Here is a 25154-nt window from a genome sequence, read left to right as displayed (position 1 = left end):
TAACGATTCTTACTCCAACTGCAAATCTTCTTCTTGAACAAATAGATCGATGCCTCTGGCATCTTTGAAGATAAATTCGACCCGACGATTCCGGGCATGATCTAGACGGTTTCTTCCAGTAACTCGCGGTTGAGATTCACCCAAAGCGCGAATTGTCATGCGTTCTGGGGCAATGCCTTGCCGTAATAAATAATTTCTCACTGCGATCGCTCGCCGATTTGACAAGTCAAGATTATAAGCATCGCTGGCACGAGGATCGGTGTGACCTCGAAGCTCAATCACGATAGGGGGATTTGCTTGTAAAACTTCGGTAATTCGATCGAGAATTCTGGCACTTTCTGGGCTAATCGTGGCTTTGTCGAGGGCAAAGTGGACGTTGGTTGGCACTTGGATGCGGATGGGTTCTGGCGGTGGCGGTGGCGGTTCTTCCGGCGGCACCTGTACTACTGGGGGAGCGGGTGCGGTGGTACATTGAGGAATTGTTGGTGCTGGATTATTCGTTGCCGCTGTTTGTTGTTTACCAGCGACTGTTGATGAAATTAAGGCATTCGCGGCGGGTTCGGAGGTGCCGTACTTGGGATCTGTCGCGATCGCGCTAACTCTATCTCCCGGTTGTAAATTATCGAGTGTGAGGCTAAAATTCCCCTCGTCATCTACTGCACCTGTTGTCAGCGGTTCTCTTAAAGGGGCATAGGGCGTCTCGGCATTCTCCTCCACTCGATAAATTGTTACCTGAGAACCCGGATCGGCAGTTCCAGATAGATTCGTTTTATTACCGAGTACAAAAAATTCGCGGCTAATGAACTGGGGGGCATTAATCGCTGAGTTAGCCGTATCCAAGCGACGATTTGGCGAATTCCGAGGTGGATTGGGACCATCTCCTCGTTGGTAATCTTGGACACCTGTATTTTGTTGAGCGATTAAGTCGATGCTCAAACCGGCTAAATCGAAGTAGCGATTGGATTGAATGAGATTGCGATCGCTCTTGGGATAAGATGCAACCACGACACCCGGTCCGGTTTGATGACCGATTTGGTTCTCGATCACTTGATGATCGTTCCCCATCAGGTAAACGGCTGCCCGACGCAAGCGACGACCGTTATAAATAATTTGGTTATTATTAATCTGCGCCGCGCCTTGGGGTTTAAATAAAAAGACGCCACTACCATCGTTAGCACAAATCAAGTTAGCGCTAACCCGTGTCTTATCAATCTTTCCTTCTAAGCGAATTGCATCGGGCATTCCCGCAATCCCGTTACCAACAATAATGTTTTCTGTTACCTGCAAATTCTCAGCTTGAACAGAGGTAATAATCCCGCTGCCATCGTGGTTGGCAATTCGATTTCTTTGAATGGTTGTTCCCAAACTGTTAAAGACAAATACCCCAAAGGCCGAAGTTTGCTGCGGCACACTTTGATCGGGCAAAATCCCTAACCAGTTGTTTTCAATGACTACATTTTTCGGAGAATTGGAAACTGGTGATGCTTCGCCTTCCCGGTTCTCTGGTAACTTTTGACCATTTGCGGCTCCCTTAATCGCAGCAGACTGAGGATTATCGATAAAAATGTCTGCTGGTGGCAAGGTAGCCGTGGCGCGATGGCGGGAGGTGAAACCGTAGAGGCTTAATCCGCGAATTGTCACCCCATCCGCAACAACTGTTAAGCCCCGGAAGACTTCTCGATCTGCGGCGGGAGCGATCGCGACTACCGGAATCGGAATTGCGATCTCGGCAGTTGCAGTCCCTTCGGGGTCATACTCTGGTTGAGTTGTACCATCAACAACTAATCCCGGACGAGCTAATGGTGGCAGCACATCAACGAGGCGGATGGTAGTATCTGCTGACGGCAAATTGAAAGCAATCAGCGAACCCGTACCACCATTACTTGAAACCAGGCTTTGTTCGGCGCTACTAAGACGATCTAAAGGTAATGTACCATTGACAATCTCAATTGCTTCCCGCAGCGTTAAGGTCTCATCTGGATTAACTGCTCCATCCTGGTTGCTATTAACAACAACTTTTAAATTTTCTGTCTGAGCAGTTGCAGAAACAGGCAACAGTAAAAAAACAAAAGGTAAGAGAAATTTTTTAGCGTTCATCTGTAGTCATTTATGATTAGCGATCAGCGATTGATAATTGGTCATTCTTTACCGATTACCCATTACCAATTACCCATTTCTCAGTCCCCATTACCTCTCTACCGCGACTGGTTGCACCTGGGATTCTTGTTGCTGAGGCGGTGACACTTTTTGTCGCCCAAAGCCGCCGAGTAGTTCATTGACCTTCAGCGTTAAGCCAAAATAAACACCACCCTCCGACCGATAACCGCTAAAATCACGGTCATCTACACTGCCAAAGCTATATCCCAGAGACGCTCGCAAGTCCGGCGTCACATAATAACCTGCCTCTAGAGCAAAGCCGGTTTCATTAAAATTCGTATCGGGTTGTCCAATCCAGCGAGCTTCCCCCGCCACATCCCAGCGATATCCCAGGCGGTACATCGTCCGGAACTGTGCCAGAAATACAGTCGAAGAGTTGCTGAAGTTATTGGCTAAATCAGTAGTGCTGTTTCGCATGGCATATTTGCCATAAAATTCCCACCGCCAGGAAGGAGCATAAATCGCCTCCGCAGCGATGATGTGATCTCTGTAACCCGTGCCACTGCCCAGCAGCAATGTCTCTGGAATGGTGGAGGGGTTACGGCGATATTCATAACTCAATAAACCATTCCACTTGTCAGAGTTGGGATTGCGGTACGCCATACCCAGCTTGACGTTCATTGTGTCTCCCAAGGCGTATAACAACTGGTTAGAAGCACTTGCCTGTTGATAGCGCACTAAAGCAGTCAAGGAGGGAGAGAGTTTACCGGCAGCAGCACCAGAAATCACGGTGTTACTACCACCGGAGCCAGTACGATGCTCGAATCGGCCGGATGCTTGGAAATTGGGATTGTCAGTATATTCCACCCCAACACTGTAAGCATCGCCACCGCTGAGTCCTAAGGAGGAAGCACTTTGTCCGGTAGCGTAGGGCTGTTCAAATCGCGGTCCGGCGGCGGTGCGGCTAAATAGGTCGCTGAAGATATGCTCGTAACCCAGATGGACTCGCAATCCGGGGGCAACAACCCAGCGGTGATTTAAACCGACTGCCCCTTGTCCGGTGATGGTGTTGAAGCCGCTAATAATCGAGTAGCGACCTGTAATCGAGGTGTTTTCGCCGAGTTTTTGTTCTACCAGTGTGTCCAGACTAGTGATGGAATTGCGACCAAAGACTCTGGTGTCTACAAATTGGTGGGCGAGTCGCAAAGCTACGCCTTCCATGACTGCCCAGTCCAGCCCGAAGGTGGTACGGTCGGGATAAAGGGCGTCGCTACTGTTGCCTAAGTTCAGTTCATTTTGTGCCCGAAAGGTGAGGGCATCATTTAAAGCAACGTTGAGGCGAGAGACAATTTGGCTGGCGTTGCTGTCGAAGGTGTCGCCGATACGATCGTCGCGGGAGCGGTTGACGTATTCTAAGCTGAGGTCTGAAGCCCCAAACTTTTGTAGAATTCCAGCGCGAACTGTAGTTAGAGAATTATCAACTTTTTCGCCGGGTGTGGGTTGGGGTTGAGGGTTAAAAATATCAAAAAATTCCACCCGTTCTAAGGGCGCAGTGCCGAAATTTACCTCGTGATCGTAGCCAGCAGTCAGCGAAGTAGTTTGGCTAAGTTGGGCGGCAATATTTGCACCGTATCTTGTTTGACCGGGGGTAAAACTGGTTGTCGCATTATTGGAGAAATTCTCCTCGACAGAACGGTAATAAGCGCGGGCGAGAATGCTTTTAGCGATCGCTCCATACGCTTCCAGTCGATAAGCATTTCCGTTCACATCCCCGTTAAACGGAGAATTATGAGCTGAGCGGGCATATTCCCCAACAATTTGACCGCTATTCCCTAAGGGGAATAGGAAATCCGCACCCAATAGCTCAAAATCCTGCAATCCCTCGTCTTGCTGGAAATAGCTAGCTCCAATCCAGGATTGACGATTCAAGTCTTGAGAGAAGTTATACTGCGCCCGTCCCGCATAAATATTTGTCTCTTCGCTATCAACCCCTTCATGCTGATAAGTGACGACAATTCGCTGCACCTGAGTAACGCCAAACGGGTCAAATCGCGTGGCAAAGATGGGACGACGGAATAGTAGCGTTCCCCGGTCGTAGTCAATTTCATAGTCAGGCCCGCGAACTAGGGGTTTGCGCGATGTCACCGTTCCTGGACGGTTAATTTCTTCTGTTTCTAGGAAAACACTTTCACTACCGGGAATCAGCAAACGACGGGACAGAAAATAATAGCCGCTGGTGCCATTGGGAGCAACAGTATCTCGCTGGAATCCCTCAACATCCGGGCTATAGAGGGCAGTGATTTGCAGATTTCCCAGGTTATAGTTGCCCTTGAATCCGTGTAGCTGGCGAGAAGTGGCGCTAAATAGCTGAGAGGCGCGGGCGAATTCGGTAGTGTTGTAATCTCCCCACATCACATAGTCTGGTTCAGCACCAAAAACTGGGGAAGTCCGTTCCAGACGGAAATACAGGCTGTCTTTTGAAGGGGTTAGATAATCAACTGTGGAGCTATCACCATAAACGGGATATTGTTGCTCACAGAATTGTGGCCCCCGGAACAGGGTGGTGATGCCATCGCAAGTTTGGTTGAGGGGACGCGCACTATTATATGCACCCGTAAGCAGCCATTCCCCCACTTTACCCGTGGCAAAAACCGCAGCACTCAAATCGATATTAGTGCCATCGTCGATCGTATCCGGATTTAGAAACTCCCGGCGCGGTCCCCAGAAATTTGTTCCTTTAGGACCAATCCGCAGATTCACCACGCCCGAAACCAAGGAAGGGCGCAGATTGGTAATGAATTCTACCTGCGTATAAGTTTCAAGGGTATCAGTGCTTAGTTGGTCTTGGGTATAAGCAACTGGGTGGTCAGTCGGAGGGACTGGCGGGTATTGGGTATTAGAGGGAATTGGATATTGTTGGAGATTGGGAGACAGGGGATTGGCGTTGGGGGATTGGTTAATTGGTGTAGGTAAGTTGTCTTTCTCAACCCGAATTCTTTCTGACGTAGTACCCCTAGTCCCCTCTGTAGCAGCTCGAATCCGTACTTTCTGCGCTTCCAAACTCGATTGCAGTTGGGCGGTAAATTGCCCTCCTCTGGCAATCACCTGAAATCCGGCTCGATCTTTGTCCTCGTCAGCACCGACAAACTTACCGGCGCTAGTCGTTAAAGTTACGACGGTATCTTCGCGGATTAATTCGCCTTTCTCATTCGTGATTCTCCCTGCTAGGGGCAGTAGCGATCGCCCATCAGCGGGAATTCGGGCATCACTAACTGGAGCAATTTCTAAGGTTTTGGCAGTTGTCTTTTCTACAGTTAGCTTGACACTTGCCGAGGTGCCGTTATTCGCTTGCACTGTAATTGTGTTCTCGCCTTTCTCTAGAGGGACGTTGTACCAAACTTGAGTGATGATGTTTTGGGCTTCGTCTCGCTCTATCTGCGTGGGTATTTTGGCATCCAGTGGTTTTTTGTTGACGCTGACTTTTACCTGAGCTTGAGTGTGGTACTGGATGACAAGGTTCGTAGAAGCCTCCCCCAATACTCCACTTTCAGGGGTAATAATCCGAACTTCCGTAGGTGCCAGAATCGCATCTGAGTTTAGCTGAGGAGGCTGCTGGGCATTCGTTTGAGGGAGCGACTGTCTCAGCTCGCTGGCAGTTGGTACGGTCGTTATCGAGTTCTTGGGAGTTGACCCAACCTGTTCCGGAAGTTCGAGGAGGGGTGAAGCTGTCGGCGCGGTATTTTGAGGCGCTGGGTTGGGCGATATTGCTGGTTCTGCCGTCCCTACCGCTTTCTCTACTAAAGGGGGGGGTGAAGCTGTCGGTACAGTATTTTGAGCTAAATCTAGAATTTCTGCTGAATCTGGGATGGCGAATTCAGAATTTGCGCTCCAGACTTCTGAATTTTCTGGTGTCGTTTCTAAGGCAGTCGTCTGCTCGATTGCAGGAAGAGTTGTGGAATTTTTTATTGCAAACTCGGAATCTTCCTCCAGTCCGCCTTGAGGAGGTGCAGACAGTTCATTTGCCTTCGCGGAGCGAGGAAGTAAGAAATAAAAAGTAAACAGTAATAAGAAGGAGAAATATGTCAAGATTCCTTCTTTTTGCGGCTGTTTTTTGCTTTTTGCCCGGTTAATCACTGCTTGCCCTCCCCATAGGCGGGTGTCACCCCGAAATTCATCCGTACTAATCCTCCCGGTTCAAGTTGCACCAGGCGGGACTGACTATTGCGCTCAATAAATTTTTGGTTGGGAGCCAAAGTGTAGCCCGGTAGACTGGTTAAATCCAGCGTGCCGGTACGGTAGCCAGAGATAACATTGGCAAGTGAGAATAAACCGTTGGCATCGGTCGTAATGCGGTTGCCGTCATCCATAAAAATTACAGCATTGGGCACTCCTGGCTCTCCTGGCTGCTGTTCGCCGTCAAAGTTTTTATCGACAAATACTCGCCCAATCAGGGTGCCGCAGTCTGACAAAATACCGGGTCGAATCCGCAACTGATGGCTGGCGATGTTGCTCCTCGTTTCTTGAGCCTGATTTCTCCCGTTCCCCCGAACGGCGTCTGGCGTTACCACGGTGGCATAAACCACGTTCAGGGTTTGATTCGGCTCAAGCTTAGGAAAATTAAAGGTAACTGTCCGGTTGGACGTAGTAGCGGGTTGTATAGTGGTTTGGGCAGTACTGGTACCACTGGTCAGCGAGGCTTGCAAAGACTCCGGCACATACCGTAAGCCCACAGGTAGGGTGTCTGTAATGCTGATATTGCTAGCAGTGGCTGTGCCGGTATTTTTCAATGCCAAGCGATAAACAACTGTGTCGCCCGGTTCCGCAGCAGCGCGATCGCCTGTTTTGATCAGTTCTAGAACCGCTTGACCCGCCGTTACTGAAGTTTCATTGGATTTCACGCCTTCTGGGGGGAGATTGTCACCCGCCGCAGAGGCGGAATTCAAGATGTCAATCGCGCTAACGGGCAGCGAGGGAAAGGCAAACGAGCAAGTTAGGATAGCTGTTAGAGGCAGGTAGACGCGCCCCAACAGAGTTTGCAGGGATTTCATTAGCAAAATTAACTAAATAAAACACCCCATTTCTGGACTGTTAAAGAGATAAAGAAATTGTGGCGGTAGACTCCCTGATGCTCCCTGAGGGGTATAGACCCTGATTTGGTGAAACTTACACTACCAGGTTTCTACGATCTACGACAATACCTGTATCTGAGTTAATTCCGCAAGAGAATATCCTCAGGAATATTACTATAGGAAGAGTTTTCTTTTTCGCCTTAATAATTTTTTTATACCTTTTGGCAGATAAATTAAATTAAAAAATATTTATATTTGATTTTTGCGTTTGCATCAGCGGGTTCTTGAGCGCGAAATTGTCAAGAAATCAGCCAATTCTACTGAAAATCTTGAGTTTTCTAAATTTAGGGCAAATTTAATCGGCGTTGACTAGGCTAGGCGCGATGGGATGTTGAAGAATCCATCACATTGCTCATAGCTCATAATCAAAGAACCCCACCCCTAACCCCTCCCCGCAAGCAGGGAGGGGAACCGGAGCTGTAGGGGATAGAGCAGGGCGAAGGGAAAAGCAGTCGTTTTTTGCGACCTAAAACTCACCGGCTAAGGCGGGAATGCAACGTTCGCACAGCAGGGGATGCTCGGCAGATTCACCTACGTGAACCGAGTAGTTCCAGCAGCGATCGCATTTTTCTCCGTCTGCTTTGACTACGCCAATCGATAAAGCTTCTGTCTGCGAACTGTATTTTAAGCCTTGCAATGCTTCCGGAGAATCTAGCAGCTCTACTTGGGAGGCGATAAATAAGTATCTCAGTTCATCCACACAATTACCCAGCCCTGAAGACTGAGGATGAGAATGGAGGGCAGAATTCAAGTTCAAGGCTTGTAGTAAAGAGCGGAACTCAGCATTCGGGACATAAAGTAATACCTGGGCTTCTAGAGAAGAACCAATCATTTTTTCTGCCCTTGCTTGCTCCATCACCTTATTCACCTCAGTGCGGATTTGTCGCAATTGTTGCCAAAATCCTGCTAGTTTTGGAGCTTGCCAATGCTCCTCTAACTTCACCCACCCCGCTTCAAACACAGATTTGTAAGATGTGGGATAGGGCACATATTGCCAGATATCTTCTGCTGTATGAGAGAGAACAGGCGCGATCGCACGGGCTAAATTTTCCAGTGCGATCGCTAAAACTGTCTGACAACTACGGCGACGGCGGGCGTTTGGGGCGCTGATGTAGAGCCTATCTTTAGCAATATCTAGATAAAAATTAGACAAGTCAACAACGCAGAAATTCTGCACCGTCTGGAAAAAGCGGAAGAACTGGAAACTCTCAAATGCTTGCGTTACTTCCCCAAAGACTTCTGTCATCCGGTGCAACATATAGCGGTCGAGTTCCGGCAGTTGTTCGTAAGGTACTGCATCTTTAGCCGGGTCAAAATCGTGTAAATTGCCCAGCAAGAACCTCGCCGTATTGCGAATCTTATTTCTAACATCTCCCATCTGCTTGAGGATGTTCTTGCTGATGGGGACATCCGAAGAGTAATCCACCGAGGAAACCCACAGACGCAAAACATCAGCACCGTAGGGTGGCTCTTCTTTTTGATTTTTGCCCCCATTGATCACAATCGAGGGGTCGATGACATTCCCCAGAGATTTACTCATCTTGCGCCCCTGCTCATCCAAGGTAAAGCCATGCGTCAAGACGGTTTTGTAGGGCGCGATGGCGTTGGTTGCCACACTGGTGAGCAAACTCGATTGGAACCAACCCCGGTGCTGATCGGAGCCTTCTAGATAGATATCCGCTGGATATTGCAATTCTGGGCGCTGTTTGGCTACCGCCGCCCAAGAGGAGCCTGAGTCAAACCAGACATCCATCGTATCGGTGCCTTTGCGGTAGCTGCGCCCGTTATGGCGATAACTTTCTGGCAAGAGTTCTTCTACTGACCTTTCCCACCAGACATCCGAACCCTTTTCGGCAATGATTGCTTGGACGTGGGCGATAGTTTCCTCGTTCAGTAGCGGTTCGTTGGTTTCCAGCTCGTAGAAAACGGGAATTGGCACGCCCCAGTTGCGCTGACGGGAAATACACCAATCAGAACGATCCGCGACCATTGCCGTAATCCGATTTTCACCTTGAGCGGGAATCCAGTTCACAGAAGCGATCGCTTTTAGCGCCTCTTCTCTAAATCCCTCCACCGATGCGAACCACTGTTCTGTAGCTCGATAAATGGTCGGCTGTTTCGTGCGCCAGTCGTAAGGATATTTATGAACGTAGGGTTCCTCTTTCAGTAGCGATCGCGCTTGGCTTAGCGCGTCAATTACTGCCTGATTTCCATCACCCAGTACGTTCAACCCTGCAAACTGTCCTGCTTCTTGCGTGAAATTGCCATCACCATCTACTGGCGACAACAGTGGCAAACCGTAGCGTTGACCGACCTTGTAATCCTCATCTCCATGACCGGGAGCCGTATGAACTAATCCCGTACCGGAATCGGTGGTGACATAATCGCCCCCAATCACAATCGGACTTTCACGGTCGAACAGCGGATGCCGATAAGTGCTATGTTCCAAATCTTTACCCGGTACTGTCGCTTTTACCGTGAGATTGGTCGAGAGCGTCGTTGACAACCGTTCCACCAAATCGGCAGCTACTAGCAGGTATTTGCTAGAAATCGGGAGAGAATCTGCCTCCACTTCCACGACTGCGTAGGTCAGTTCTGGATTCACGCTCACCGCTAGGTTGGCGGGAATCGTCCAAGGCGTCGTCGTCCAAATTGCCACACCCAGATCGGGCAAGAACGGTGAAAGAAGCGATCGCACGGCTGGCCCCAGATTCGTCATCTGGAAAGCTGCATAAAGGCTGCGCGAAGTGTGGGCTGGGCGACCTTCGGAATCTTCGGGATACTCTAACTCCGCCTCAGCCAGCGCCGTTTTAGAACTCGGACTCCAATGAACTGGCTTTAAACCGCGATAAATATATCCCTTCAGCACCATCTGACCGAAGACGCCAATTTGAGCGGCTTCATACTCTGGTTTTAAAGTTAGATACGGATGCTCCCAGTCGCCCCAAACGCCATAGCGTTTGAAGCTCTGGCGTTGCTCGTCTACTGTTTTGAGGGCAAAGTCTCTGGCTTTGTGGCGGAGATCCAGCGGCGTCAGATTTTGCCGCTCTGCTGGCTTCATTTGCTGAAGGACTTTCAATTCAATTGGCAAGCCGTGACAATCCCAGCCTGGAACGTAGCGAACCTTGCGCCCTTGCAGAAGCTGGTAGCGGTTGATGATGTCTTTGAGGATTTTATTTAAAGCATGACCAATGTGGAGCGAACCATTGGCATAGGGCGGGCCATCATGCAAAACAAAAAGTTCACCGGGATTGTTCTGCGACAGTCGCTCATAAATTTGCTGGTCTGCCCAAAATTTTTGCAGTTCCGGTTCCCGCTTAATAGCGTTCGCCCGCATATCAAATTGGGTTTTGGGCAGATTAACGGTGTCTTTGTAGTTCCCTGTTGCTGTCACAGTTTAATGCCGAGAAATGATTGAGTCCTCTTTCAATCATTATCGGTTACAAATCGCAATCTCTTCAAGTTGTGGCGGAAAAACTAAACCACAAAGATGCACAGAACACAAAGCAAGAAAATGGAATAAGCCGCGATCGCAATCTGATTTTAGTTGGGAGATGCCAGCCCTTAAGATCCCCAACTTCTCTCTCGAAGTCGGGGATCTCGCCTTCACAAAGCGTTAGGGCTGCTATCCCTTCCGCTGCTTCCTTCACGACATACACCAGCTTTGCGGCTCATTCTCCTCCTAACCTTTATTTTTAAGTTGGGTTGGGTGGATTTTCTAACGGCTGATTTGCCTGCTCTGTTGCACTTACCGAGTCACTCGTTTCTTCATGGGCTGGTTCTGGCGGTGAAGCCGGAATGTGCTTTTCTTCAGCATCTTCTAGAGCAGCTTCTACCAGTTCGGGGTCGGGGGGGTTCGGGCGAACTGGTTCGGGTAAGTTTTCTGGGTTAGCCTCCGACTCTGAGGGTAATGATGGGGCAGTCTCTGGTGCTGTTATGACTGTGTCCCCTATAGTGGCTGCTTCCACAGATGCAGGGGGTTCCAAGTCATCTAAGTCTCGGTCTTGGGCACTTTCTTGAGAGGGGGTGGATACCACTTTGGGTTGGGAGGGTGTGGATGGAACGGGTGGTTGATTGAGTAACACCGTTTCATCCTCATCTTCATCCGGTTTCCGGTTATCCAGCATGGTGACACGGGGTTTTCCGGTGTCAGTGGCTGGCGCAGGTTCTGTCGTCTTGGATGCTCCTGGTTGGGGTGTTCCAGTGCCTGGTTTGCTCTGAGTAACTTTACTTGCCGTCTGCTGAGCTTTGTCCTTGAGATTTGCAAATAGACTGGTTATCCGCTGCGGTATGGATAAATTGGTCAGTTTTTCCTGCAATGCTTCAGGACTCGGAATCTCAGTTTGCTGGGCTGCGGGGGTAAGACTTCGTCGTAATGTCAGGGTTTCCCAACCTAACCAACCAACTAGCGCTACGCTAGCGATTTGACCTAGCAGTACACCGCCGGTGATGCGTCCAGCACACACCCATAAAACCAGGGCATAGAACAATCCCACCCCACTCCAGATAAAATCACTCTTTCGGTGTACTTCGGGGAAAAAGAAAGCCGCCATGTAAAGGGCGAAGCTACCGACTGCAACAGCGATCGCTAGGATATATGCCAGCATTTCGTGGATGCTCCAAATACTTGTGTCTATGTTTCAATTTTGCTTGAGATTGTTGACTTAGATACAAATAAAAACTAAATCTGCTGTTTCAATTGTTGATTCTTCGGTGAAGGAGGCTGTACTACTTTTGCGACTCTTAATATCTTCTTTAGGGAAAACTTTCAGGATATCGGGCTACTCTGAAGGAAAAGCAACTGTTCAAAAGCATTGCAGAGTTGAACATTGAATCTTATGACACAGCAGAGCTTTGGTGTGATTGGTTTGGCGGTCATGGGCGAGAACTTGGCGCTGAATGTGGAGCGTAATGGATTCCCCATTTCCGTCTATAATCGCACGCCAGAAAAAACGGATGCCTTTATGGCTGAACGAGCACAGGGCAAAAATGTCTATGCTGCCTATTCCATTGAAGATTTTGTCGAATCCTTAGAACGTCCTCGCAAAATCCTGATTATGGTGAAAGCGGGTGCGCCGGTAGATGCGGTGATTAACCAGCTCAGACCACTACTGGAAGAGGGTGACATCATTATTGATGGTGGCAACTCCTTGTTTGATGATACTGCTCGCCGCACCCGCGAATTAGAGCCGTCTGGGTTCAGATTTATCGGGATGGGCGTCAGTGGAGGTGAAGAAGGAGCGCTGAATGGCCCTAGCCTGATGCCGGGAGGGACGAAAAGCTCCTATGAGTATCTGGAGCCAATTTTGACGAAAATTTCGGCTCAGGTGGATGATGGCCCCTGTGTGAGCTATATCGGCCCTGCGGGTGCCGGTCACTACGTCAAGATGGTACACAATGGCATTGAGTACGGCGATATGCAGCTGATTGCAGAAGCATACGACTTGCTCAAGACTGCGTTGGGGCTAGATGCTACCCAACTGCATGAAGTATTTGCCGAATGGAATACTACCGAAGAACTCGATTCTTATTTGATTGAGATTACAGCGGATATCTTCAATTACACTGACCCCGATACTCGTCAGCCTCTGGTCGATGTGATTCTAGATGCAGCTGGGCAGAAAGGTACAGGGCGCTGGACGGTACAGAGTGCGCTGGAATTGGGGATCTCTATTCCGACGATGACAGCAGCGGTGAATGCCCGGATCATGTCTGCCTTTAAGAAGGAGCGAGTGGCTGCTTCGGAGGTGTTAATGGGTCCAACCGGCAAGTATGAGGGAGATCCCAAAACCTTCATTAACCAAATCCGTGATGCTCTCTATTGCTCGAAGATTTGCTCTTACGCTCAAGGGATGGCGTTATTGAGTGCGGCGTCGAAGGCTTATTCGTATGACCTGAATTTGAGCGAAACTGCCCGCATTTGGAAGGGTGGTTGTATTATTCGAGCCAGGTTCTTGAATAAGATTAAATCTGCTTTCAAGGAAAATCCAGAGTTGCCTAATTTGCTGCTGGCTCCTGAGTTTAAGCAGACAATTTTGGATCGCCAGGATGCTTGGCGGGAGGTATTGGCGCAGTCGGCGAAGCTAGGAATTCCAGTTCCGGCATTCAGCGCGTCGCTAGATTATTTCGATAGTTACCGACGCGATCGCTTACCGCAAAATCTCACCCAAGCTCAGCGAGACTACTTTGGTGCCCACACCTACGAGCGCGTTGATAAAGCAGGCTTCTTCCATACCGAGTGGACTCGAATTGATGAGGAAACCATTCAAACCTCAACGCCTGAGCCACTTCAAGCTCAAGATCCTGCGGACACTCTACGCACGACGATTACATAAATAGGAGTAGTAGAGCGGGCAATGCCCGCTCTACCCTCGTTGTGTCGATTTCAACCGCTTTTAGCTTTGTGTCACTCTTTTGGTAAACGTTGCGCGATCGCATCTTTTCCCATCAATTTCGGGTGAAAATTTAAGGCAAGTCCTCAGATCCCCTTTCTCAGGGATTCATCACCCAGGTTGTTCTGAATCAAGAACTTTGACTACACGAATCCTCATGCACAAACTGAATCTGGGGTATTTGAATCCAGCATCCAGGGAGCGGAGAATGGGCGATCGCCATCCTGAGAAACCGTTAGGAACTTGAATTGATGGAAAATCCTTTGCAAACGCCTCACAGTGGCTACCACTGGGACGGCACCAGTCAGCGATTCTTTGAAGGTTGGTATTACCGCGTCACCTTACCAGATTGCGGACATACCTTTGCTTTCATGTACTCCATCGAAGATCCCTTGGGCAATCAACCCCACAGCGGCGGTGCTGCCCAAATTCTGGGTCCCGAAGATAGTTACCTTTGCCGGACTTTCCCGGATGTCAATAAATTCTGGGCATCGCGGGACGTTCTAGCCTTGGGACACTGGGGCAAAACCGATTTATTAACCAAACCCGCCTACCTTCCCGCAGAAGCTTTTGAGCGTCACGTTCAAGATGGCTATCAAGCTACTGCTACTTGGCATCAGGGAGTTTTACATGATCCTGGCACGGGTTCTCAAGCGCGTTGGCAGTATGAGATTAAACCTGTATATGGATGGGGGAATCTAAATCAGCCACAACAATCAACAGCCGGATGGTTGTCTTCTTTCCCGATTTTTGAACCGGGATGGCAAATTTTGATGGCTCACGGGCTGGCAACTGGCTGGATTGAGTGGAATGGAAAACGCTACGACTTCACCAATGCCCCTGCCTACGGTGAAAAAAACTGGGGACGCTCTTTTCCTCAAAAATGGTTCTGGCTGAATTGCAATGGTTTTGAGGAGTCTTCAGTCATCGCCTTAACGGCTGGTGGAGGAAGACGCGGGGTGCTGTGGTGGATGGAATCGGTGGCGATGATTGGCTTGCACTATCAAGGCAAATTTTATGAATTTGTACCTTGGAACTCAAAGGTAAGTTGGAATATCGAGCCTTGGGGCAGCTGGCAAATGCAAGCCCATAATTCTGAGTTTGAAGTTGAGTTAACCGCCACAACAAATCTACCAGGGACTCTCTTGCGTGCCCCGACTGAAAAGGGTTTAATCTTTTGTTGTCGCGACACGATGAACGGTCAAGTTGACCTAGAACTGCGCCAACGGGATGACAAATCCAAAATCATCCTGAAAGCTCGCAGTTCTCTATGTGGATTGGAAACAGGCGGTGGTCCTTGGGAAGAAACCTGGCGATCTACTTAAATTCAACTGGGTAATGCTGCCCTTGGGCTGCTATGATCGCCTTAGAATTGGGGCTGTAGCTCAGTTGGATAGAGCGAGCGCCTCCTAAGCGCTAGGTCGCCGGTTCGAGCCTGGCCAGTCCCGTTGTCTGTTACTCTCTAAAACAGTTAGTCGCCCAGTGGAGTGTATCTACGTGGACGCTAGCTGGAATAGAGAATTTTCGCAAGTTAGCGATCGCGCTTCGTGCGTATCGCTTCCCATGTAAACACGGCTTTTTCAATTGATTGATGATCCTGAAAATTGGTCCTAGCCGACAAAAACACTTATTTTCCAAGCCTTCACGCTCTAAAAGTAGATATTCTCGGCTCCTAATACTAGCTTTACCTGTGGCGCTGTGGTTTGGATACAAGGAAGTTGAAAAAAGCCAGGTCAAACCCCAGGCAATGTTAGTTTTGGGCGGCTCTACTTCAGCCTTGGAGCGAGAGAAGTTGGCAGCCGCAATGGCTCGTCAGCATTCAAATTTGCCCATCTGGGTTTCTTCAGGTAGCACTAACAAAGCTTACGTTCAAAGGGTTTTTGCTAAGGCTGGAGTTGGCCCGCGTCGCCTGCGTTTGGACTATCAGGCGGTGGATACGGTTACGAACTTCACGACACTGGTTGATGAGTTGCAGAGTCTTGGGATCACTAGCATCTATTTAATTACCTCTGACTATCATATGCGCCGCGCCAGGGTAATTGGAGAGATTGTTCTAGGCAGCCGGGGCATTACTCTGAAGCCGGTTGTTGTGCCTTCAGGGATACCGCAGGAACCGATTGAGAAATCAATTCGGGATGGAGCCAGAGCTATGCTTTGGGTGACTACCGGCTATACGGGAGCCACCCTCGGTCAGTCATCCAATCAGATTAAGCAGCAATTGTCGCCGTTTCTTTTACCAAAACATAAGGCGACACGATCAAAGCGCTGAACCGCTTGTTTCGGTTATTGTTCCAATCTTGTTTCTGCTCTTCGGAAGGCTTGTAAATCAATTGTTCGCTAATCCAGTGTTGTACAGAGGAAACATCATCATTTGCGATCGCTACCCCTACATCCAGCAAGTCCAGCTCTTGAGATACGATAACCACAGCCTCCCGTTCCGCATGAGGCATCAACCAGTTCCACTCAGCCTCATCGATCAATTCTGCTAATTCTTCTCTTAAACCCTGCATTTTTATTTTTTTGATTTCAGCAAATTTTATTTTAATCTATTTTATAGAAGCTGATACTCCTCATGAGATGCCTCTAAACATCCCTCTAAGATTCTGCTTTCATTTCATCAATTTCAAATAAACTGACAAGGACTCCAGTAATCGGAATTGCAATAAAAATTCCGAGTAATCCTGCTACTCTAGCGCCTACTAGCAAGGCAAGAAATACGATAACTGGATTAATATTAAGTGAATTTTGCATGATCCGAGGTGCGATAAAATTGTCTTGCAACTGCTGGATAATGATACAAACCACTACTACTCTAATGGCTAACCAAACACTCTGAGACAATAAAATAACAAAAACGATACCAACCCCTAAAGTAGCTCCAATCCCAGGGATTAAATCGAATAATCCAGCAATAATTGCCAGGAGTAATGGAAACGGTACATTTAAAACTAAGAAAACCGAAAAAGTAGTAGTAGTCAGAAATAAACATAAAAGCATCTGTCCTCTAAAAAATCCGAGAAACTTGCGTTGAATTACGAGGGTAAATCTATTTTGTAAATGCGCGGGAACAAATTTAAGAATAAGCTTCCAAAGTTTTTCTCCATCTAGCAGCATGAAAAAAGAAATAACGGCAATTAATATCAAATTAAGAAAATTAGCAAAAAAGGCTTGTATTGTTGTTAAGCTATAACCGATTCCAAACCCCAGCGATGAGATAATTTGATTTTGAAATTCTTCTTGAATTATGCTCAAGTTCACTTGAACATTAAATCTTAAAAAATATTTTTCTATTTGATAAGCCAGAGGAATTAAAGAATTGAAAAAAGTCGTTAAACTAGAAATTAATTGTTGACCTTGCGATACAACGGTTAAGCCAACTGTGACAGTAAGACTAGCGATTACTATCATCCCTATAAAAAAGACCACAGTAACGGCTACACCGTGTGGCAAAAAGCGATTTAGCGATCGCACGGGATAACTCAGTAGAAAAGCAACAATAGCTGCAAATGTAAAAATGACAATAACTGTTTCAAAGTAAGCTAAAATTTTTACAAAAGCCCAACCAGAAGCAACGAAAAGCAAAAATCTAACCAATGCCAAATTGTTCAGTCGCTGCAAAAGATACTTGGCAGAAGGTTCGCTCATTTTCTTTTTGGGATGATGATTGAATACAGAATCCAGCTGATTGACTCATTTCTTTATTGAATGAAGCAATAGCCGCATATTCAGACAGATTTGGAATAACCTAATCCTACTGAAAGCGCAACTGTAAGTACATCATCCCAACGTTTTAATTTCGTCGAGAAAATCTTATAATTTGAAATCCGTCAACGACCTAAATCGTGCAACGCATGAATCGCTGTCGCGCATTTTTGCGTTACTGCCTGTAACTCATCCCGGTCTGTTGAATTAGGAGGATCAACTACCTGACCAATCCGCACCGTTACTGGCACCGGACGCGGAACCAGCGACCCTTTCTTGAAAATCGCTTCCGTACCCCACAAACTAACGGGCAGCAGCGGCACCTTCGCCTTGGCGGCAATCAGCGCGGCACCTAGCTTAGGGTCTGAAATCCGGGCGTCTGGCGTTCGCGTTCCTTGCAAAAAGAGACCAACCGCCCATCCTTCCTCTAGGAGAGTCAGCGCCGAACGAATTGCACTCCGGTCTGCCGAACCTCGCTTCACCGGATAAGCACCATACAACTTAATTGCCTGCTTCAAAACTGGGACTCGAAACAGTTCTTCCTTCGCCATATAGGCGACGGGTCGTCGCACGCAGCAGGACAAAATCGGCGGATCAAAATCACTGGCATGATTGCTAACCACTAGAAGCGGTCCCAATGGAGGCACATGTTCACACCCATAAATCCGACCTCGCAGGTAAGCATGAAGCACGGGGCTGACCACTGACCACTTAAACAGATGGTATAGAACTAAACTCGAAACAGGCTCGCGGCTTCTGCCCAAATTAGATAATTCGCTATCCACCGTACTCTCGCTGTAAACCTTTAACCACCTTGTCTGATTTTTCCCCTTCCCTGGCTAATGAGGGAAGGAGAGAATTTTTCCATTCTCTCACTCTCGTGCGCTGTCGCTGTCGCTGGACTTTATTTTGAGTTCGGCAACTCTGCAACACTACCCACGTTTTCTAAGGTTAAATCGGGGCAAGTTCGTTTAATTAAACCCGTGAGAACTTTCCCTGGCCCAATTTCCACAACCTGCGAAATTCCTTGTACTGGCAATTCTAGAGAAATTTCTCGCCACCGCACCGAGCCGGTCATCTGACGGATGAGGCGCTCTTTTAAAATATCAGCGTCCACACAGGGGACAGGTTCCACATTTGACAGTACTGGCACTTGAGCAGAATTAAACGGAACTGACTCTAAAACTGCCTGGAACTCAGCGGCGGCTTCCGCCATTAAGGGCGAGTGAAAGGCTCCTGAAACATTTAAGCGGACAACGCGCTTTACCTTTACCTGGCTTAGCACTGCCTCCACCGCTTTCGGGGTTCCAGAGACGACGACTTGAGCAGAACTGTTGTCGTTGGCTAATACAACGTCAGGCGTCTGCTGAATTTGTTGTTCTAGCTGTTCGCGGTCAAACCCAATCAGAGCCGCCATCATGCCATCGGATGCGCTATCCATAAACTCTGCCCGACGTTTGACCAGGCGCAACCCAGCCTCAAAGTCAAAAACACCGGCGACATAGAGAGCGACGTATTCTCCCAGGCTGTGACCGGCAACGAGGTTAGGTTGATGTCTCCCAGCTTGCATTCGATCCGCCAAAATGCTTTCTACCACATACAGGCTGGGCTGGGTATAAAGAGTGCGGGATAATTTATCTTCCTGACTCTGACAGATTTCTGGTACAGACCAGCCTAAAATTTGCTCGGCTTGCTCAAACTTAGCCTTCGCCTCTGGCAAGTCTAATAAATCTACTCCCATTCCGATTGCCTGGGAACCTTGCCCAGGAAACACCCATGCGGTCTTTGTCATTGGTCATTGGTAATTGGTAATTCGTAATTGGCGATTAGTAATGGGTAATTGAAGAAAAGTTTTCAGTTTTAGAGGCGCGATTGATCGCGTTTGAGTTTTGGCTTAAAGAATTTTCTTCTTGCCTTAAAACTCAATCCTTAACACTCATTACTTTGATTACCCATTGCCGATCCCTTCTCGAAAATTATCGGAGGTGGAGAATCTCCGACCTCCGCAAAATAAAAATCTAAAATTGATTTATCTGCCCCATTGGAAAATCGCTGCGCCCCAAGTCAGACCCGCACCAAATCCCGAACTAGCAATAATATCTCCTGGTTTAATTTTGCCTTCTCGCACTGCTTCATCCAGCGCTAAAGGAATGGAAGCAGCAGAAGTATTGCCGTAGTTAGCAAGATTGCTAATGACTTTTTCGGTAGGAATTTTTAAGCGTTGAGCGACAGCATCAAGAATTCGCTGATTGGCTTGATGCAAAAGCAGCCAGTCAATTTGTTCAATGCTGATACTTGCTCGAAACATTGCTTTTTCCAGCACTTCCGGTACTTTTTGCACGGCAAAGCGATAGACTTCCTTGCCGTTCATGGTAATGGGGTGGTAAGTGCCAGCTTGGACATTGATTCCAGGAACCAGTTCTTTGGGCTGTGCCGTGTAGGCTAGGCTGAGGGATTGGTGCTGGGTTCCATCACTGCGGAGTTCAAATCCGAGTAAGCGATCGCGCTCACTCGCCTGCATAACAATGGCACCGGCACCATCCCCAAATAACACGCAGGTTCCCCGATCTGACCAATCTACCCAGCGCGACAGAATATCAGCCCCAATCAGCAAGACATTTTGATAGACGCCGGTGCGAATAAACTGCGATGCCGTGACCAGACCAAAGACAAATCCAGAGCAAGCTGCTGTTAAATCAAAAGCTACCGCCCTGGATGCTCCCAGTTGAAACTGAATTGATGAGGCACTTCCAAACAAATCATCAGCAGTGGAAGTTGCCAAAATAATTAAATCCAGGTCTTCTGGAGCAATCCCAGCCATTGCGATCGCTCTTTGTGCCGCAAGGGTGGCGATCGCACTTAAGGACTCCTCACCCGCCAGCCGCCGCTGACGAATCCCCGTGCGGGTAGCAATCCAATCATCGGAAGTTTCTACCAGCTGAGTTAGTCCTTGATTATCCAGGGAAACTGAGGGGATCGCAGAGCCGCTTCCGGTAATGGCGACGCCGACGCCTGTTTGTTGCAACATTGCTCTCCATGCTTGCTGGGGTCTTTAGGTATCAGCTATTAGCATTTTAGCTTTTAGCTAAATCGATTAATTCTAAACGATCGACGCTAGAATGTCACATTCTACACTTCATCCTTTACACTTTTGCCTATTCGCCGACTGTCGATTGTTTAGCACTGATATCTTGAGACTGAATTCGCTCTAGTACCTGGTTATCAACCGCTTCTTTCGCCAAGCGAATCGCGTTAAAAATTGATGGAGCCTGGGAGCTACCGTGGCTAATAATACAAATGCCTCCTACCCCTAATAACAAGCAACCGCCATGTTCCGCGTGGTCCACCCGCTGCTTAATGCGCCGCAAGTTTGGTTTCAACAAAGCTGTGCCGATTTGACCGCACAATCCTTGAGGTAACTCTTCCTGGAGGATTTGTAATACCGCCTCACCAACTGCTTCCGCAAATTTCAGCAAAATATTGCCAGCAAAACCATCGCAAACGACCACATCAAAGTTACCCGTCAGGACATCTCGCCCTTCAGCATTGCCAGTAAAGCAAATTTGCGAATTGTCTTGCAGCCTTTGGTAAGTGCGAACTGCCAGATCGTTCCCCTTACACTCTTCTTCCCCGATGTTGAGCAACCCCACTTTAGGAACGTCTATACCCAGTACATACTGGCTATAAATCGACCCCATTAGTGCGAACTGCTCCAAATACTTAGGACGACAATCGACATTTGCGCCGACATCGAGAATTAGCACCGATTTACTGGCGATCATCGTTGGCAAAACTGCCCCAATGGCGGGTCGGTCGATCCCCCGAAGGCGTCCCAGTCGCAGCAGAGCAGATGCCATAGCGGCTCCTGAGTGACCCGCTGACACTACTGCTTGGGCTTGTTTTTGTTTTACCAAATCCATTGCGACGTTGATCGAAGCCTTGGGCTTGCGTTTTAAACCACTTAGAGGCTCCTCGTGCATTTCAATTGTGCCCTCAGAAGGCACAATTTGAGGAAGATGAGAACTGGTGTGTTGCCCTAGGGAAGCTTCAATCTGATGAGGATCGCCCACCAGCAAAACCTCTACGTCTAATTCTTCCTGTGCCCTAAGCGCTCCAGCAACGATTTCAGCGGGGGCATGGTCGCCACCCATAGCGTCAATTGCGATCCGTGCGCGAGTCGATCCCATTGATCAAAGTGATATAAACCTTAAAAATTCTACCAGTACCCGATGACTCCTGGAGAAACTGGGGTCAATCCGGAAGGCTGAAAGAGGACAGAGGATGGATGAATAAAAGAAGGGTGAAAAAAAATGGTACTTCTAAATTAGGTAAAAATAGAGAACTGGTTGTCGTACAGGAGAGTTTATCCCTTTTCACTCTTTAACCCATGACTCATTCCTGTTTCCTGCGTGTGCTTTACAGATACACGGACTCTCGAAGAAATATCTTCATTCTGGCGGAAGTGATTTCCGCTTTTGGCTTTTGTTGTAGCTTGCACATCCGGCAGGCTCTGTGTTTAACGAATAAAGGAAAGTGAGGAATGTTGCAATTATTTGGCTCTGGTTTGGTGGCGCTGTGGATGAATATGGCTGGGGTGAAAACAACTGAGATAGACACTGCCCAACTGATAGCGTGGCGGGGCGTTCCCTTGTTTTCCCTATCGATGGCGACCGACCCGGTAGCTGAAAACACGATGCAGCAATACTTGAAGGGCTGGAGTGCTAAAGGCATGACAGCGGCGGCTCAAGGGGTGTGGATTCAGTCTGGTTCGTTGCCCCTGGCAACGAACCAGGGAAATATTCCCTTACCGGCTGCTTCTTTGACCAAGATTGCGACTTCTACCGCTGCATTGGAAACTTGGGGACCGGGTCATCAGTTTGAAACCTCAATCGGCACAACTGGACCCGTGAAAAATGGGGTTTTGCAGGGAGATTTGGTGATTAATGGCAGTGGCGATCCCTTTTTTGTCTGGGAAGAAGCGATCGCTCTAGGGAATGCTTTAAATAAACGGGGCATCCGCCGCATCAACGGCAACTTGGTAATTGTGGGCGATTTTTACATGAATTACCAATCTCACCCTTATATGGCGGGTCAGATGCTCAAGCAAGCATTTAATCCTACCTCATGGCCTAGAGATGCCCAATATCTATACAACTTAATGCCGCCCGGAACGCCAAAGCCGCAAATTGCGATCGCGGGTTCGGTCAAAGTTTCGTCGATTCCAATTCCCAAGCAAATTTTGTTGTTGCGTCATCGCTCAATGTCCTTGGCACAAATCCTCAAGGAAATGAACATTTACAGCAACAACGACATGGCGGAGATGCTGGCAAAAGCCCTTGGGGGGGCATCTGCTGTCGCTCAGTTGGGGGCTACGTCTGCTGGGGTTCCCCAACAGGAAGTTCAGCTGGTAAATGGCTCTGGTTTAGGGGTAGAAAATCGCATTTCGCCCCGCGCTGTTTGCGGAATGCTGACGGCGATTGAAAGTTATTTACAACCCCATCAGCTGACAGTCGCCGATCTCTTCCCGGTATCGGGACGCGATCGCCGAGGAACGATGGTCTCCCGCCACATCCCTTCAGGCACGATTATCAAAACGGGCACCCTGCGGGATGTTAGCGCCCTGGCTGGGGTAATGCCAACACGCGATCGCGGTCTGGTTTGCTTTGCCATCATCAATCGGGGTGGTGATGTCGATGGTTTTAGAAAACAGCAAGACCAAATACTTCAAAAACTGGTGCAACGATGGGGCGTTCCCCCCACTTTACCAGCAGCAATTCTTCCTAGCACTGGGCGACCTGATATTGCTGGATTTCTTGGTGACGCCAGTCGCAATGAAATTCTCTCAGATTTTCAAGCGCGACGATAATATCCCACAACCCGCCTTATGATTTGTGAAGGAGAGATCCCCAACTTTCTAAGAAGGCGGGGATCTAAACTGTTGGCATCTTACGACTCAAATAGGATTCCTATAACGTTTTGGTTTTTATGACCATCGCCTACCGATTCAAGGAATAATTTCCGTCACCACCCTGCCACTACTGCCACTAGCACCACCGCCACCCGTGACAACAACCGTTTGACCTTGAAACTTACCGACTGCTCTGGAACCCGTCAGGTGCAGCGGCGGGTCAACTTGTTGATGATAAATTACATTGCCTTGAGCATCGAATTCTTCAGTTGGAATATTCCAAATCACCTGATTGGCGTAAAGTTGGGATTTATTCCGACTGCCAACACCTTGGACGCCACCAATCAGACGAGCCACTTTTCCCTTCAGATCCACCTGACCCCGGTTCCCTGTCAGCGTCACTTGCTGCTGTTGATGCACCACTTTCACGGGTTGGTCTGACGTAACCATTTGTGTGGTAAGGTTCCAGGTGACAGAATTCCCGGCGATTTGCACTGGCGGCTCTAAAGAAGTCATCTGAACATTCTTTGTCAGCGTTGCTATTTTTGTTTTCAGGTTTACCTGACCAGAATCTCCCGCTGCTTGCTCTGTCACGCGATTGCCTGTGTAGCGGTCAATCTGGATGCGGCGATCGCCAACTACCATCTGCTGGGGAATTTGCCACACTAAATGCTCGGTTCTAATTTGTACCGCTGGGTCTTTCGATGTTGCAACAATTTGACCCAATAATTCCATTTGCTGGGATCGGCTAAAATATCGTCCTTCATTCGCTGTCGCCACCATCTTTTGATGAGTGCCGACAAGATTTTGACGCACGATCAAAAGGTCTTCCTTCGGTCGCCACTCTAGTTCATTTCCCTTTAAAACTGCCCCGTTGCGGGGGTCTGTAGCAACAATCTGACCCTTTAGAAAGATTTTTTTACCATCCTCTTGAACTTCCCCACTATCTGCGGTGATTTGCATAACCAATTTTCCATCTTGGAACAAATCTCCGCTAGGCTTTTGGATGCGAGCAGCTTTCTTATCTTTGGTGTAAACCGCTTGCTCCGCCTTCACTTTCCACAAAGGTCTTCCTTGCTCATCTGCCTGATCCAGGGTCACATTTTGAAATACCAAACTTCCCTCGAAATCTGTCACGGAGGCAGTATCTTTCTGGATCTTTTTCTCCGCACGTTTCTCGGTATTACAAGCACTAACTAAAAAAGTGAATAGTAAAAAGTAAATAGGCAAAAGAAATAATTTTTTGCGAGAAGCTACTTTTTTCATTTCTTTTGCCTATAAATTTCTTTTTTCTTTAGTTGGCGTTATCTATCTTCTTGGTCATCCATAAAGCCAATGCCAGAAAGTGGACGGTAGGTATAATTTTGTCTGGGCGTCTTTTGGATATCTTCTTTGATGCTATCCAGATCAATATATCGATCTGATACATTGATCAAACTGTCGCTGGTCATGGAGCGCAAACTGACCACTTCCACGCGGACACCTCGATAGCTAACGGCATCGACGGCGTAAGCTAAATCCCCATCTCCGCTGACGAGAACAGCGGTATCGTAAGATCCCACTAAAGCCATCATATCGACAGCAATTTCCACATCCAAATTAGCTTTTTTAGAACCATCCGGTAGCTGTACTAAGTCTTTGGCAATGACCCGGTAGCCATTGCGACGCATCCACAACAGGAAACCCTGTTGTTTTTCATTCGTGCGATCGACTCCGGTGTAAAAGAAAGAGCGCAACAAGCGAGACCCAGCGGTTAAGCGGCACAGCAGCTTAGTGTAGTCAATTTCTATACCGAGCTGTAGAGCTGCGTAAAATAGATTTGATCCATCGATGAAAATTGCTACACGACCACGATTTTCTAAAACCTGTTCTGGTGTAAATACAGAGTCGTTACTGCTGAAATTATTCAACATGATTGTTATGCCT

The 25154-nt window shown here is 48.2% G+C and carries 17 protein-coding genes and 1 tRNA gene; 5 read left to right on the top strand and 13 right to left on the bottom strand.

The window, feature by feature from the left end; genetic code table 11:
* Positions 1-9: 9 nt before the first annotated feature.
* The 5 genes from H6H02_RS04575 to H6H02_RS04555 form a co-directional block, all read right to left on the bottom strand.
* A complete protein-coding gene (locus H6H02_RS04575) occupies positions 10-2097 on the bottom strand; it encodes an OmpA family protein (protein ID WP_190815098.1) in 2088 nt (695 codons plus the stop codon).
* A 90-nt stretch (positions 2098-2187) separates the two neighbouring features.
* Complete coding sequence (locus H6H02_RS04570) at positions 2188-6231, bottom strand: hypothetical protein (RefSeq protein ID WP_190815095.1); 4044 nt, start codon at positions 6229-6231, stop codon at positions 2188-2190.
* A complete protein-coding gene (locus H6H02_RS04565) occupies positions 6228-7145 on the bottom strand; it encodes an isopeptide-forming domain-containing fimbrial protein (RefSeq protein WP_190815093.1) in 918 nt (305 codons plus the stop codon). The genes H6H02_RS04570 and H6H02_RS04565 overlap by 4 nt, the downstream gene beginning before the upstream one ends.
* 547 nt (positions 7146-7692) lie before the next feature.
* Complete coding sequence (gene ileS / locus H6H02_RS04560) at positions 7693-10620, bottom strand: isoleucine--tRNA ligase (protein ID WP_190815091.1); 2928 nt, start codon at positions 10618-10620, stop codon at positions 7693-7695.
* A gap of 301 nt (positions 10621-10921) precedes the next feature.
* A complete protein-coding gene (locus H6H02_RS04555) occupies positions 10922-11833 on the bottom strand; it encodes a Ycf66 family protein (RefSeq protein ID WP_190815089.1) in 912 nt (303 codons plus the stop codon).
* A 231-nt stretch (positions 11834-12064) separates the two neighbouring features.
* Between H6H02_RS04555 and gndA the strand changes: the two genes are divergently transcribed.
* From gndA to H6H02_RS04535, 4 genes are all read left to right on the top strand, one after another.
* Positions 12065-13561, top strand: a complete 1497-nt coding sequence (gene gndA, locus H6H02_RS04550; protein ID WP_190815087.1) for an NADP-dependent phosphogluconate dehydrogenase — start codon at positions 12065-12067, stop codon at positions 13559-13561.
* Between the two features lie 308 nt (positions 13562-13869).
* Positions 13870-14943 carry a tocopherol cyclase family protein gene (locus H6H02_RS04545; protein ID WP_190815085.1) on the top strand — a complete coding sequence of 358 codons (1074 nt, stop codon included), beginning with the start codon at positions 13870-13872 and terminating at the stop codon, positions 14941-14943.
* Positions 14944-14992: 49 nt separating this feature from the next.
* Positions 14993-15066, top strand: a tRNA-Arg gene (locus H6H02_RS04540).
* 143 nt (positions 15067-15209) lie between these two features.
* A complete protein-coding gene (locus tag H6H02_RS04535; protein WP_190815083.1) occupies positions 15210-15887 on the top strand; it encodes a YdcF family protein in 678 nt (225 codons plus the stop codon).
* Here H6H02_RS04535 and H6H02_RS04530 read toward each other — a convergent pair.
* The 6 genes from H6H02_RS04530 to plsX all read right to left on the bottom strand — a co-directional run bounded on the left by H6H02_RS04530 (position 15826) and on the right by plsX (position 21507).
* Complete coding sequence (locus H6H02_RS04530; protein ID WP_190815081.1) at positions 15826-16128, bottom strand: DUF2288 domain-containing protein; 303 nt, start codon at positions 16126-16128, stop codon at positions 15826-15828. The genes H6H02_RS04535 and H6H02_RS04530 overlap by 62 nt on opposite strands.
* A gap of 85 nt (positions 16129-16213) precedes the next feature.
* The gene (locus H6H02_RS04525; RefSeq protein WP_190815079.1) at positions 16214-17263 is read right to left on the bottom strand and encodes an AI-2E family transporter; all 1050 of its coding nucleotides are present in this window, start codon (positions 17261-17263) and stop codon (positions 16214-16216) included.
* Positions 17264-17445: 182 nt separating this feature from the next.
* Positions 17446-18084: a lysophospholipid acyltransferase family protein gene (locus tag H6H02_RS04520; RefSeq protein ID WP_190815450.1), complete on the bottom strand. Its 639-nt coding sequence runs from the start codon at positions 18082-18084 to the stop codon at positions 17446-17448.
* A gap of 140 nt (positions 18085-18224) precedes the next feature.
* The gene (fabD, locus tag H6H02_RS04515) at positions 18225-19112 is read right to left on the bottom strand and encodes an ACP S-malonyltransferase (protein WP_190815077.1); all 888 of its coding nucleotides are present in this window, start codon (positions 19110-19112) and stop codon (positions 18225-18227) included.
* A gap of 237 nt (positions 19113-19349) precedes the next feature.
* Positions 19350-20348, bottom strand: coding sequence for a beta-ketoacyl-ACP synthase 3 (locus H6H02_RS04510; RefSeq protein ID WP_190815075.1), 999 nt, complete (start codon positions 20346-20348; stop codon positions 19350-19352).
* Positions 20349-20475: 127 nt separating this feature from the next.
* Positions 20476-21507, bottom strand: coding sequence for a phosphate acyltransferase PlsX (plsX, locus tag H6H02_RS04505; protein ID WP_190815072.1), 1032 nt, complete (start codon positions 21505-21507; stop codon positions 20476-20478).
* Between the two features lie 353 nt (positions 21508-21860).
* Here plsX and H6H02_RS04500 point away from each other — a divergent pair, with 353 nt between their 5' ends.
* On the top strand, positions 21861-23186 hold the full coding sequence (locus H6H02_RS04500) for a D-alanyl-D-alanine carboxypeptidase (protein ID WP_190815070.1): 1326 nt from the start codon (positions 21861-21863) through the stop codon (positions 23184-23186).
* Between the two features lie 138 nt (positions 23187-23324).
* Here H6H02_RS04500 and lptC read toward each other — a convergent pair whose 3' ends face one another.
* The gene (lptC, locus tag H6H02_RS04495) at positions 23325-24494 is read right to left on the bottom strand and encodes an LPS export ABC transporter periplasmic protein LptC (protein ID WP_190815069.1); all 1170 of its coding nucleotides are present in this window, start codon (positions 24492-24494) and stop codon (positions 23325-23327) included.
* 38 nt (positions 24495-24532) lie between these two features.
* A complete protein-coding gene (locus tag H6H02_RS04490) occupies positions 24533-25141 on the bottom strand; it encodes an NYN domain-containing protein (protein WP_190415651.1) in 609 nt (202 codons plus the stop codon).
* Positions 25142-25154 lie beyond the last annotated feature (13 nt).

The sequence above is a fragment of the Coleofasciculus sp. FACHB-1120 genome, from assembly GCF_014698845.1.
In the GTDB taxonomy this organism is placed as follows: Bacteria; Cyanobacteriota; Cyanobacteriia; order Cyanobacteriales; family FACHB-T130; genus FACHB-T130.
The sequence above is the reverse complement of the archived record's forward strand: the minus strand, read 5'-3'. Positions and strand labels throughout refer to the sequence as shown.